The organism is Hyphomonas sp. (assembly GCF_036964145.1).
Taxonomy (GTDB): domain Bacteria; phylum Pseudomonadota; class Alphaproteobacteria; order Caulobacterales; family Hyphomonadaceae; genus Hyphomonas.
This window is the reverse complement of the sequence record NZ_JBALUC010000003.1, coordinates 250185-263121: the sequence shown is the minus strand read 5'-3', so window position 1 is coordinate 263121 and position 12937 is coordinate 250185. Positions and strand designations below refer to the sequence as shown.

At 58.1% G+C, this 12937-nt stretch carries 12 protein-coding genes; 6 read left to right on the top strand and 6 right to left on the bottom strand.

All coding sequences use genetic code 11. The features are described 5' to 3' along the window. Positions 1–11: 11 nt before the first annotated feature. Both V7660_RS11095 and V7660_RS11090 read right to left on the bottom strand, forming a co-directional pair. Entirely contained in the window at positions 12–740 is a 729-nt protein-coding gene (locus V7660_RS11095) for an RluA family pseudouridine synthase (RefSeq protein ID WP_335603112.1), read from the bottom strand. Positions 741–743: 3 nt separating this feature from the next. Further along, on the bottom strand, positions 744–2051 hold the full coding sequence (locus V7660_RS11090; protein ID WP_335603111.1) for a replication-associated recombination protein A: 1308 nt from the start codon (positions 2049–2051) through the stop codon (positions 744–746). Between the two features lie 59 nt (positions 2052–2110). Between V7660_RS11090 and V7660_RS11085 the strand changes: the two genes are divergently transcribed. Continuing rightward, entirely contained in the window at positions 2111–2953 is an 843-nt protein-coding gene (locus V7660_RS11085; protein ID WP_335603110.1) for a TauD/TfdA dioxygenase family protein, read from the top strand. 57 nt (positions 2954–3010) lie between these two features. Next, a complete protein-coding gene (locus V7660_RS11080) occupies positions 3011–4276 on the top strand; it encodes a cytochrome P450 (RefSeq protein WP_335603109.1) in 1266 nt (421 codons plus the stop codon). A gap of 5 nt (positions 4277–4281) precedes the next feature. Here the strand turns inward: V7660_RS11080 and V7660_RS11075 are convergent, their stop codons facing one another. From V7660_RS11075 to V7660_RS11060, 4 genes are all read right to left on the bottom strand, one after another. Then, a complete protein-coding gene (locus V7660_RS11075) occupies positions 4282–5706 on the bottom strand; it encodes a Do family serine endopeptidase (protein WP_335603108.1) in 1425 nt (474 codons plus the stop codon). 68 nt (positions 5707–5774) lie between these two features. Next, positions 5775–7229, bottom strand: coding sequence for an MFS transporter (locus V7660_RS11070; protein WP_335603107.1), 1455 nt, complete (start codon positions 7227–7229; stop codon positions 5775–5777). A 5-nt stretch (positions 7230–7234) separates the two neighbouring features. Further along, a complete protein-coding gene (locus V7660_RS11065) occupies positions 7235–8458 on the bottom strand; it encodes an acyl-CoA dehydrogenase family protein (protein ID WP_335603106.1) in 1224 nt (407 codons plus the stop codon). A gap of 12 nt (positions 8459–8470) precedes the next feature. After that, positions 8471–8761 carry a putative quinol monooxygenase gene (locus V7660_RS11060; RefSeq protein ID WP_335603105.1) on the bottom strand — a complete coding sequence of 97 codons (291 nt, stop codon included), beginning with the start codon at positions 8759–8761 and terminating at the stop codon, positions 8471–8473. A gap of 180 nt (positions 8762–8941) precedes the next feature. On the opposite strand from V7660_RS11060, the gene V7660_RS11055 reads away from it, so the two are divergent. The 4 genes from V7660_RS11055 to V7660_RS11040 all read left to right on the top strand — a co-directional run bounded on the left by V7660_RS11055 (position 8942) and on the right by V7660_RS11040 (position 12657). Next, the gene (locus V7660_RS11055; protein ID WP_335603104.1) at positions 8942–10009 is read left to right on the top strand and encodes a glycosyltransferase family 2 protein; all 1068 of its coding nucleotides are present in this window, start codon (positions 8942–8944) and stop codon (positions 10007–10009) included. A 25-nt stretch (positions 10010–10034) separates the two neighbouring features. Beyond that, positions 10035–10958, top strand: coding sequence for a metallophosphoesterase family protein (locus tag V7660_RS11050; RefSeq protein WP_335603103.1), 924 nt, complete (start codon positions 10035–10037; stop codon positions 10956–10958). 53 nt (positions 10959–11011) lie between these two features. Next, positions 11012–11599 (top strand): polysaccharide biosynthesis/export family protein, encoded by a 588-nt coding sequence (locus V7660_RS11045; RefSeq protein ID WP_335603102.1) that lies wholly within the window; start codon positions 11012–11014, stop codon positions 11597–11599. Between the two features lie 362 nt (positions 11600–11961). Next, positions 11962–12657 (top strand): sugar transferase, encoded by a 696-nt coding sequence (locus V7660_RS11040; RefSeq protein ID WP_335603101.1) that lies wholly within the window; start codon positions 11962–11964, stop codon positions 12655–12657. Positions 12658–12937: the final 280 nt, after the last annotated feature.

Here is a 12937-nt window from a genome sequence, read left to right as displayed (position 1 = left end):
TCTTTGCCAGTTTACTCCGGCAACTGAAGTCCGAGCCGCCCCGCCAGTTCAGTAAAGGCGGTCGGCACGGGTGCGCTGAATATCTGCCGCCCCTGATCCGGGAGTGCAATCTCGAGCGACCGCGCATGCAGCATCAACCGATCAGCCGAGCGCGCGCCTGATCCGTACAGATGATCTCCCAGGATCGGGCAGCCGGCTCCCATCAGATGGGCGCGGATCTGGTGCATCCGTCCCGTCTCTGGTTTCAGTTCGAAGACAGCATGCTCACCCTGGCGCGACAGGATACGCCAGTGCGTAACAGCTTCCTGACTGCCCTTGCGTCCCGGCTTGGCGATTAGCATGCGCGGCCGTCCGCCCTCCTCAACTTTCACTAGCGGCTGGTCGAAGACGCCCGCATCGCGCTCGGGCAAGCGACCGCTGGCGATGGCGAGATAGGTTTTTCTGGCATGGCGGGATGCGAACTCATCTGACAGGGAAGCCGCCGCCGGCTTGGTCCGCGCGACAATAATGACACCGGACGTGCCCCGGTCGAGCCGATGGACCAGACGCGGCTTCTTGCCGTTCGATTTTGCAAAGGCGACGAGCAAGTTATCCAGAGATTGGGACACGCCACCTCCCCCCTGAACGGCAAGCCCGGACGGCTTGTCGAACACGATAACCTCGCTGTCCTCATATATAATGAGACTATGCGCATAGGCGCGGTCTTCGGCACTGATGTCGGGAAGCGGACGGTTTCTCATGAATCAGCGTCGGTTCCGGTTTCGAATTTCCGCGATATATTTCATGCGCTCCATGATAGCGCGCTCCCGGCCATGCCCTTTCGGTTCGTAGAAGACGGGGCGCTCCATGCCGTCCGGAAAATAGTTCTGCCCGGATACACCTTCTTCCGTATCGTGATCGTAGACGTATCCCTCGCCATAGCCTTGGTCCTTCATCATGCCGGTGGGCGCATTGAGAATTGATTTGGGCGGCATCAGACTGCCCGTTTCCCGCGCGGCGGCGCGCGCCTTCTTCAGCGCCATATAGGATGCGTTCGATTTTGGCGCCGTTGCGAGATGGACGACGCAATGTGCCAGCGGGATCAACCCCTCCGGTTCGCCAAGGCGCTCGAACGCCCGCGCCGCTTCGCCTGCGACCATCATGGCCGTGGGGTCAGCAAGCCCAATATCCTCGCTGGCCATCACGACCAGTCGGCGCGCGAGAAACCGCGGGTCTTCCCCGCCCTCCAGCATCCGGGCGAACCAGTACATCGCCGCATCCGGATCTGATCCGCGCACAGACTTATGGAGTGCCGAAATGAGATTATAGTGACCCTCGCCCGACTTGTCGTAGGCTGGGGCTCGTTTCTGAAGGGCAGCCGACATGGCCTCTACCGACAGGGGCTCCCCCTTACCTGCAAAAGTGTAGACCTGCTCAACAAGGTTCAGCAGATAGCGTCCGTCCCCGTCAGCCATGTCGATCAGGGCCGCGCGCGCCGCAGGCACCACGGGCAGTTTCTGCCCCTCCATGGCCTCGGCCCGGTCGATCAGAAGGCCAAGCCCGTCCTCATCGAGCCGCCTCAGCACCATGACCTGGCAGCGCGACAGGAGAGCGCCATTGATCTCGAAGCTGGGATTTTCGGTGGTGGCCCCAACCAGTGTTACGATCCCACCTTCCACGAAAGGCAGGAAACCGTCCTGTTGCGCTTTGTTGAACCGGTGGATCTCGTCAACGAACAGCAAGGTGCCCTTCCCCGTCGACCGACGCGCCTCGGCCCGCTCAAAGGCGGCGCGCAAATCCTTCACGCCTGAAAAGATGGCGCTGATGGCTTCGAATTCGAGGTCTGTTTCACTCGCGAGCAGCCGCGCAATCGTTGTCTTCCCCACACCGGGCGGTCCCCAGAAGATAATGGAGGAGAGCCGCCCCGCCTCCAGCATGCGCCGCAACGGACCGTCGGGTCCGAGTAGGTGATCCTGCCCGACCACATCGGACAGGGTTTGTGGGCGCAACCGGTCAGCCAGTGGCTGGGGGGCGCCTTCAGAGAGGCCGGAGGCAGAGAAAAGATCGTTCATGCGCCCGTTCTAGGCGTGATTGCAGGGCGTGATAAGGTGCCAAGTGGAGGAGACACAAAATGACACTGGAGATCATACCATCGGGACAGGCGTGCGGCGCTGAAATTTGCGGCGTTGACCTGACCGCGCCGCTTGATGCCGAGACTATAGCGGACATTCGGGCAGCCTGGCTGGACCATCAGGTCCTGTCCTTTCCGGATCAGGAGATGAGCGACGCAGACCTGGAGCGGTTCACTCTGTATTTCGGCCCTTTTGGCGACGACCCGTTCATCGCCCCCATTCCCGGCCATGAACACATCATCGCGGTTCAGCGGGCGGCCGACGAGACCGCACCGATCTTCGCTGAAAGCTGGCACACCGATTGGAGTTTCCAGCCCGAGCCTCCAAGCGGCACCTGCCTGTTCGGCATCACCATTCCGCCGCAGGGGGGCGACACGTTGTTTGCAAATCAATATTTGGCGCTCGAACAGATGCCGGCGGACTTACGCGGGAAGCTGGTAGGTCAAAAGGCCATCCATTCGGCCAAAAACGCCTATGCCCCAGGCGGCATGTATGGGGATAGTGACGAGGCAAACGGCCGCAGCATGACGATTATCGCCTCGCCCGAAGCTGAAGCCGTACACCTGCACGACATCATTCGCGTCCATCCTGAGACCGGTCGCGAAAGCATATTCGGCACCGCAGGCTATATAACGGGATTTGACGGCATGACGCCGGAAGACGGCTGGGAATTGCTCACCGAGCTCTACCGCTGGCAGACTCGTCCTGAATTCCAGTACCGACAGTCATGGCAGGAAAACATGCTGGTCATGTGGGACAATCGTTGCCTGCTCCACATGGCGACCGGCGGGTATCCTGGCCATGATCGTCTGTTGCACCGCACAACAATTGGCGCCGCCTGACCGCTAGCCGCCCGCCCTTTTCACACGTATTGTGAAAAGAAAAAACGGGAGGAAAGCATGGCCGATACAGAGTATGAGGCGGAAGGCACGGTTCCAGATCCCTGGAGCCTGCCGCTGGAGACTTTCGATGTTTCGAAAGCTGAGATTTTCCAGAACAACATGCAAGGCGAGTATTTCCGACGATTGCGCAAGGAAGCGCCTGTCCACTATTGCCCGGAAAGCTCGGTGGGCGCGTATTGGTCAGTCACGAAGTATCATGACATCGTCGCGGTCGACTCCAATCACAAGGCCTTCTCGTCCGAACCGAGCATCGTGATCGGCGATCCAAGCGACAATTTCCAGCCGCCCATGTTCATTGCCATGGACCCGCCGCTGCATGACATCCAGCGCAAGGTTGCGCAACCGGCCGTCGCCCCTACCCAGTTGTCAGAACTGGAAGACCTGATCCGTCAGCGCGTTTGCGCCATTCTGGACAGTTTGCCAGTCGGGGAGGAATTCAACTGGGTCGACAAGGTCTCGATCGAACTGACCACCCAGATGCTGGCAACACTGTTCGACTTCCCCTTCGAAGACCGTCATCTCCTGCCCTTCTGGTCAGACGTTGCAACAACAAGCGACGCTGTCGGCATTGTCGGTACAGATATGGAATGGCGGATGAAGCATCTGAACGAATGCGTTGCTTATTTCACCCAACTCTGGCGCGAACGGGCCGCCCAGCCCCGCAAGTTCGATTTCATTTCCCTCCTGGCCCATGGCGAAGACACCAAGGACATGGCGGATAATCCGATCGAACTGCTCGGCAATTTGATGTTGCTGATCGTCGGTGGCAATGACACGACCCGCAACTCGATCTCGGGCGGCGTCTACTTCCTGAACCAGTTCCCGGAAGAATATGACAAGCTGCGCGCGGACCCTTCCCTCGTGCCGAACATGGTCTCGGAAATCATCCGCTACCAGACACCCTTGGCGCATATGCGACGGATTGCGACCGAAGACACCGACCTTGGCGGCCAGATGATCCGCAAGGGTGACAAGGTGGTGATGTGGTACGCCTCCGGCAATCGCGATGAAGAAGTGATCCCGGATGCGGACGCCTTCCGCATCGACCGGGAAAATGCCCGCCGTCACCTGTCCTTTGGCTTCGGCATTCACCGTTGCATGGGCAATCGCGTCGCTGAAATGCAGCTCCGCATCTTATGGGAAGAAATCCTGAACCGGTTCGACCGGATCGAAGTGACCGGCGAGCCGACACGCGTCCTGTCCAATTTCGTGCTGGGTTACGAGCAATTGCCGGTCATCCTGCATCCGAAACGGACCAACTGACCTCGCTAGAGCCGGACCGTTCCGCGAACGATCCGGCCATTACGCTCTATCTCGATATCCCAGCTGCTCTCTTTTCCAGCCGAGAGGGCGGATTTCAATTCGTCCACCGTCTTGGTCTGAATGCCATTCACGGATCGGACAATATCGCCAGGCCGGAAGAAATTGCGGGCGATCGACCGACGCATCACGGAATGAACGTAGATACCCGAGCCTTTCTGGAACGGGTCGAGGCCATTCTCTTCTGCGAGGCGCGGCGATAGCTCCACGACCCGGGCGCCTGAAAAAGCGGTACGCCCGTCAAGCAGGACAATATCGGCTTCCCGCGCACCCGGAGGCGGTTCAACCGTGACTCCAATGTTCTGGGTCTTGCCGCCTCGCAGGACAGTCAGGAAGGCTTCATCTCCCGGGCTGCGAACAGCGGCGAGGAATTTCAGGCCTTTTTCATCGAACACTTCGCGGCCATCGATTGCGGTAACAAGGTCGCCCCGGCGCAGGCCGGACCGGTCGGCCGGGCCATCATCATAGACTTCCGTCACCATGACACCGACGGGACGGTCCAGCCCCTGCGCCTTGGCAATGTCATAGCTGACCGATTGCGCAGCCAGCCCGAGCCAGGGACGCACGAACGTGCCTTCATTCATCGCGGCATCGACGACGCGTTTCACCATCTCGGCCGGAATGGCAAATCCGATTCCGTTGGACCCGCCGGACCGGGAGAAGATCGCGGTGTTGACGCCAACCAACTCGCCTTTCGTATTCACAAGCGCACCGCCGGAATTGCCCGGGTTCACCGCCGCGTCCGTCTGGAGGAAGAAGGCATAGTCTGAAATGCCGACATCGGTTCGAGCCGTTGCGGAGATGATACCGCTGGTCACTGTCTGGCCGACGCCGAAAGGGTTGCCGATGGCAAGAACAAGATCACCCACTTCCGCGGCGCGGGTGTCTGCATAGGGCAGAACCGGCAGGACAGCGCCCTCCGTGTCGATCTTCAGGACGGCGAGGTCCGTCCGTTCATCCGCAAGCACGAGTTCGGCCGGATATTCCCGGCGGTCGCTGAGAACCACCCGGAACGTGTCGGCACCGTCAATGACGTGATTGTTGGTCACGATTACGCCATCCGATCCGACGATCACACCGGACCCGAGCGAGTTTTGCCGACGTTGTTTCGGGATCGCATCGCCGAAGAACAATTGCTCCATCGGAGATACGCGGTTGGCGACCATGCGCTCGGTGAAAACGTTGACCACCGCGGGCGAGGCTTCTCTTACAAGCGGGGCGAAGCTAAGATCGATTTCCGCCTGGGACTGAGGCAAGCGTTGGGCGTGAGCGAAGAGTGGCATGAACGCCACGACAAGCAGGGCCAGAACCGAAAGCCCGGCAATCACCAGGAACTTCGAAACGTGTTTTGTCATGCGGAGTGTATGGATCATGAGTATGGCTCTATTGCGGCGTGAAGCGGGACGCAATTCCTTCAATCATGACAAATCTGTGAGTTTTTTCAGGAGGTTGGCTCTGTCGTCCCCCGAGAGGCGAGCTCTCGGAGGTTCCTTTCATGGTCCTCGCGACTGATCCGGTAGAAACTGATGCAAAGGATCATGACCATCCACAAAAACAGGAGAGTCAGGGCATAGCCCCACCCAAGAGTTCGAACCGCTTGCTCGCTGGCTTCGGCAGACCGCATCCCGGGGGTGATCGCTGCTGCAGCGAGGATGAAGGATGCGCTCAATACGCCCACACCTTGGGCAAGCTTCCGCATGAAACTGATACCGGCGAAGTATATGCCTTCCGAACGGCGCCCCGTGGCGAGTTCATTTTCTTCCACGATGTCGGCAACCATGGAGGCAGCCAGCATCTGGTAGGCAATGATCAAAGCGAGATCGACGACCGTAACACTCAGAACGATCATGTAGAGCGCTTCTGTGCCGTTTGGCGGTAGCAATCCGAACTGGCGGGCGATCACGGGAGCGGGCGCAATGGTGAAGGCCAGCAACCCAATAGCGATGGCGGCTTTCTTCTTTCCGAACATCCGTCCCGCCAAGGGCGCCAGGACGAGCGCCAGAATGGAAGACACGTAGACGGCTGCAGTCAATCCCGAGATCTGCTTGCTGGTGAACTCCCAGAAGAAGCCGTTTATGTACTGGTTCAATGTAGCCGAGACGCCAGACGCTAACAGGCCGAACAGGGTCGCCAGAAACAAGGCTCGGAAGGACGGATTTGAGACAGTTTCCCAGATTTCCCCAATGACTTTCACGGGAGTTAGCTTGCGCGGGCTTGGCGGGGCTTTTAGATGGGGAATGTGCCTGTGCGTTCCCAGTGACGTGATCAACACGGCCACGAAAATGCACGAGGCCCCGATCAGTCCATAGCTGTGCCAGCCTGGCAAATGGAAGAAGCCGGAGGGATCCCCTTCGCTCGGCTTCAGCAGGAACATGAACAGGACGACCTGAACCGTCAGCCCTCCCACCCAGGCAAAAAAGTACCGAAAAGACATGAGCGATGTGCGCGCATCATAATCCTGAGACAACTCAGCCGCGAGCGCGGTGCTCGGAACCTCGAACAGGGTGTACATGAGACGCACGGATACTGTGAGCGTAAGCAGCCAGCTGAACAGTCCCATTTCGGTCAGGTCCGATGGCGGGTTCCAGACGAAGAAATAGGCGATGGCGACGGGCGCCATCGCGACATACATCAAGGGATGCCTGCGCCCCCATTTCGTCCGCAGATTGTCAGACCAGTAGCCTACGACGGGGTCTGATACAGCGTCGAACAATAGCGCGATCCACATTGCCGCGGCGACCAGAACCGCCGACAGGCCGAGCACCTGACTGTAGAACAGCAGGAGGACGTAATCGAAGCCATTGTTCTTGATGCCGCCAGCAGCGCCGCCCACACCATAAGCCAGCCGCGTGAACAGGCCCGGCCTTTGGGCGGCGCTTCTGGAAACTGCCGCCATGTCCGTCAAAGACCAAGCACCATCTTCGCCATGATATTGCGCTGGATCTCATTGGACCCGGCATAGATCGATGTTTTCCGGTAGTTGAAATAGCTCGGCGCCACCGGAACCGCATATTGCGGCATGGGCAGGTCGGCATTCGCCCCCGCCCGCGCAACCGCGAAACTGTCCTTGATGAACGGCGCCGCATACGACCCCGTGGCTTCAAGGATCAGTTCGGTGATGGCCTGTTGCGTATCAGAGCCTTCGCATTTCAGCATGGAACTCTCAGGTCCAACCGCCTGCCCGGCCGACAAGGCCGAAAAGATCCGCTGCTCGGTCGCGTCCAGGCTGTCGATCTTGATTTCCATATTGGCGAGCTTACGGGAGAAATCATGGTCGCGGATGAGCGCCTCACCCTCAGACTGCTCGAGGCTCGCGATCTTGCGCGCCTTGCGCAACATATTCCGGAGCCCGGGCGCATAGGCATTGCCCCGCTCAAACTGGAGCAGATATTTCGCATAGGTCCAGCCCTTGTTCTCCTCGCCTACCAAGGCCTCGGCAATCGGAACACGGACATTCTCGAAGAAGACCTGATTGATTTCCTGCTGGCCTTCCAGCGGGCCGTCGAGTGTAGGAAGCGCGGAGATTGTGATTCCGGGCGTCGTCATCGGGAATACGATGAAGCTGATCCCTTCTTGTGTCTTGCCCTCCTTGGAGGTCCGCACCAGACAGAAGATCATGTCCGCCCATTGGGCATGCGTGGTCCAGATCTTGGAACCATTCAGCACATAATCGTCGCCATCGCGGACTGCGCTCATCTGGAGCGAAGCCAGGTCCGATCCTGCACCCGGCTCTGAATAGCCCTGGCACCACCAGACATCAGACCGGAGGATGGGCGGCAGGTACTTCGCCTTCTGCTCTTCCGACCCGAAGGCCATGAGAACCGGCGCCACCATGGATATGCCCATCGGGCTGACGGTGGGCGTCCCCGCCGCAGACAGCTCCATATTGAGAATATAGCGCTCCGAAGGAGACAGGCCGGGACCGCCATATTTTTCAGGCCAATTCGGCGCGACCCAACCTTTTTCGTAAAGTCGCTTCTGCCACTCGACCTGCCCCTCCTTGTCGAGATAGCCATTCTTCGACATGGCCATCTTCGCGCGCAATTCGGGCGTGTAAGCTTCGGCGATCCAGTCCCTGACTTCCTGCTGGAATTCAAGGTCTTCCTTGGTAAACGAGAGATCCATGGCCGCCTCGGGTCAGTCTATGCTGTCAAAGTAGGAGATTTCCGGCGCGCCGGCGAGACATGCTCCGAGGCTCGGTCCAGCCGCCTTGAAGTACTCGGTTTGACCATGCGCTTCGAGGTCTGCCTGGCTCGCATACTGCTCCATGAAGATATAAGTGTTCGCCTCTTTCTTGGACTTGTAGAGCTGGTAGGTCAGGCACCCCGGCTCATTGGCCTTCACTTTCGCCATCAAGTCCTTGGCGACTTGCTCGAACTGATCTTCCTTGCCGTCCTGTATGGTCAGCTTCGCGATAACACCGATCATGGCAGCTTCCTCCTATGTGTTTATACCTATCCATAGGAGGTTCGCAGCGGACGGCAAGATTAACGTAAGGGAGGGGAATATTTGCGCATTCATCATGCTTTCAGCTGTGTGACGTCATTCCGTCGTAAAAATGGAATGCTTTTTGCTCCCTGAGGGAAGACAAATACTTCAGAGGCCCAAATGCTTGGCGATGTAATGGAAAGAAACGCAGGACGACTGGTCAGGGAAGCGCCGGCACAGACAGTGTTAGCGGTCATTCCGACGCTGAATGAAGAACGCCACATCGAGGCGTGCATTCGGTCCCTGATGGACGGCGATGAACGCCTGCGGCAGGTTCCGCTGACCATCGCAGACGGCGGCAGTACGGACCGGACCGTTGAGATCGTCGAAGGCCTCAAGGGTGAGTTCCCGAATTTGCGCGTGTTGCACAATCCGAAGCGCTTGCAATCAGCCGCCTTGAATCTCGCCGCAACCAAGCATTCCAGCGAGGAAACCCAATTCCTTATCCGCTGTGATGCCCACTCCATTTATCCTCGCAATTTCATTATTGATGTCGCAGACGCACTGGAAACAACGCATGCCGCCTCGGTGGTCGTGCCGATGGACGCCGTGGGCGAAACCTGTTTCGAACGCGCCAATGCCTGGGTCGTGGATACGCCCCTTGGATCAGGCGGATCCGCCCATAGGGGCGGGCGAAAGTCTGCCTATGTCGACCACGGCCATCATGCCGGATTTGACTTGGCCGTGTTCAAGATGATCGGGGGATATGACGAAACCTTCTCTCACAATGAGGATGCCGAATACGACAAGCGTGTGGTTCAAGCGGGAGGCCGGATTTTCCTCGACGCCGATATTCGTATCCAGTACGTGCCACGCGGCAGCGTCCGCTCGCTGGCAAAACAGTATTTCAGTTATGGAAAAGGCCGCGCCCGTACGGCTCGCAAGCACCGTCATACGCTGAAATTGCGTCAGGCAATTCCGGTCCTGGCCCTGCTCGCCAGCCTGTTTGGCCTCCTTGTTTCGCCCCTTTTCTTGCCAGCCCTTCTCCTGCCGTCAGGCTATCTGGGCGTTCTGGCTGCGGCCTCAATTGGTGTCGCGATCTGGAAACGTTCGGCCTGCGGCCTGTTTGCGGGGCTGGCATCCGGCACGATGCACATGAGCTGGGCGGCCGGTTTTCTGCGCGAGACGCTTTTCCCAAAAAGCGACAAACGCGCCTTACCTTTGGTTTTCCGTCAAAAAACACTATAAATGAGTCATTAATTACAGAGCCTCCATGTCCAAGTTGACGCAGCAAATCCAGAAGTCTTTCATCGCGAGACTGGGCCAATTGACCCGCTCGACGACATCTCTGCGTGCGCGGATGCGGAAGGGCTTTGTTTCCACTGGTCCACAAGTGGACACCCCCGTTCGGCCGGCGCCGGTCCAGGTCGCAACGCGCGTCACTGAAGCCCCGGAAGGTGAGTGCCTGTATGCGATCGGTGATATTCATGGACGCCGTGACTTGCTGGAACGGCTCCTGGAACAGATTGAACAGGATAGCGAAACCCTTCCCGCAGGCACGAAGCGGACCCTGGTCTTTCTGGGCGACTATATTGATCGCGGCCTGCAATCGCGCGACGTGATCGATTTGCTGATCAGTGATCGCCTGAAGGACTTCGAAACCGTGTTCCTGATGGGAAACCATGAAGAAGCGCTGCTTCGGTTCCTGAGCGATGCCAATTTTGGCAAGCAATGGGTTCGGTATGGTGGCGGCGAGACACTCTATTCCTATGGATTCCAGCCGCCGAACACGCGCACCAGCCTGACGTCACACGAGGCCATGACAGCGGCCAAGAAGGCTTGGGAAAAAGTCTGGAGCGGCTTTCGCGAAAGGCTGCCGAAGGAGCATTTCGAATTCTACAACTCCCTCCAGTCCTATCACGTGGCCGGGGACTATTTATTCGTTCATGCCGGCATGCGGCCTGACGTCCCGCTGGAGCAACAATCGGCACGCGATCTGCTCTGGATTCGGGATGAGTTTCTCGACGACACAAAGGAGTTCGATCACATGGTGGTTCATGGGCATACGCCGGCTGAAGGCGTGTTCCGCGACAATCGCCGCATTGGTCTGGACACCGGCGCCTTCATCAGCGGCCGTCTGTCGGCTGCCAAGCTTTTCAAGACTGATGTCAGCTTTCTGGAAACGAGTCCTGTATAAGGGATCATTTTACACGGCGGCCAGTTCCGCCCAACAACGGAGAATATGGGGACATGATGACTCTTCGCTCAATCTGCACAGCCTTGATGGCTGGCGCCTTCCTGATTGTGTCAGCCTGTCAGGCCGGCACGGCTATCCAGCGGTCGGATGCGCCAGACACCAGTTACGAGCAACGTACGGCCCCGGCCTACGTCCTTGGTAATGGGGATCGGCTGCGTGTGACCGTCTTTGGTCATCCGGACCTATCCGGCGAATTCGACGTCGACGGCTCCGGCGCCATTTCCCTGCCCCTCGTCGGACAGGTTGAGGCCTTGGGCCTGACCACGCCCGAACTTGAGACCAAGATCGTCGAGACGCTGGACGGCGATTACATCCTGAATCCCCGCGTCAGTGCGGAAGTGATCAACTACCGGCCCTACTACATTCTTGGCGAAGTCGGCTCGCCGGGCGAGTACCCTTACAATTCGGGCCTGACCGTCCTGAATGCAGTTGCGGCTGCGGGCGGCTTCACCTATCGCGCAAACAAGAAGGTCGTTTTCGTCAAGAGCGTCGATGCCGGTTCTGAAGAAACCTATACGCTAGATACCAACACGGCCGTGAAACCTGGTGATACGATCCGCATCGGCGAGCGCATCTTCTAACCCGAACTCCCATTCGAATCGATGAAAGGGCGGCCCACAAAGGCCGCCCTTTTTCATTTTCGCTTGTGCCGGCTTGGCACGCGACTGTCCAAAAATCGGTCACCTCTGACACGTGAGGCAAAAATTGCCTCGAACATGCCAGTTTTGTGTACAGAATGCTCGATTATTTGCGCTTTACTTTCCCCTCGCACGCGAAATTAGTCTCTGACGGTTAATTATTTTAATATTTCGCGGTACAGAGATTGCAAACCTCCCTGAAAGAAATAAACATCCAACGGCACCTCCGAGTTAATGGCTCGTTAGGAATTGCGCTGGGTGAGGCAGTAAACCCGACGCAAGAGTGTAGATTCTAGGGGACGAATATGGGTTTGAGACTTTCAAAAGAGTCACGCGAAGTGGAGATGGCTACGTACGCCTCGCTGCGACACAGTTCAGATAATTCGAGTGCGGAGCAGATGGCCAAGCGCGCCTTCGACGTGCTTGTGGCATCATGCATTCTGGTCTTCACTGCTCCACTGATCCTGACCATCGCTATTTTTATCCGCCTCCAGGATGGTGGTCCAGCCATTTTCAAGCAGATGCGTCAGGGCAAGAACGGCACGCCTTTCCCCTGCTACAAGCTTCGCTCCATGGTTCCCGATGCCGGAGAGCGCCTGCAACAGCTTCTGGCAACCGATCCCGAAGCGCGCCGGGAATGGGCCGAGACCCAGAAACTGAGCCGCGATCCCCGGATCACATCGCTCGGCCAGTTCATTCGCAAGAGCTCTATCGACGAACTGCCGCAACTTCTGAACGTCATTCGAGGTGACATGTCCCTGGTTGGACCGCGTCCAATTGTGGAAAGCGAAATCTCGAAGTATGGCGAGCACTACAAACATTACTGCGCCGTGCGTCCGGGCCTGACAGGTCTTTGGCAAGTGCGCGGGCGCAGTGACACATCCTACGAGACCCGTGTTGCCATGGATGTTGAGTACGCCCGCACCAGAACCTTCCTGACAGATGTAAAAATTCTGCTGCTCACTTTGCCTGCCGTGGTCAATTCCAAAGGCGCACGCTGAGTGTGACATGCGGGGCTTCGACGTCGGAAATCCATCTTTATCCCATAAGAGAACTCCCTGTACCCATAGGCCGGTTCCCTGAGACCAGAAGGGTGTGGCCAACAGGTCCGTTCCGAATTATTCTGGTTAAGCCTTCGTGAAGTCAGCATACCAGACAGTTTAATTGAGAGCGTAGACAATGGCCGATATCGTAATCGGAACAACTGAAGCGGAAGCCCTGACCCTGGGCGGCGACTATCAGATCGAGGACAATGTCAACGCTTCTGGCGGGCAGACCATC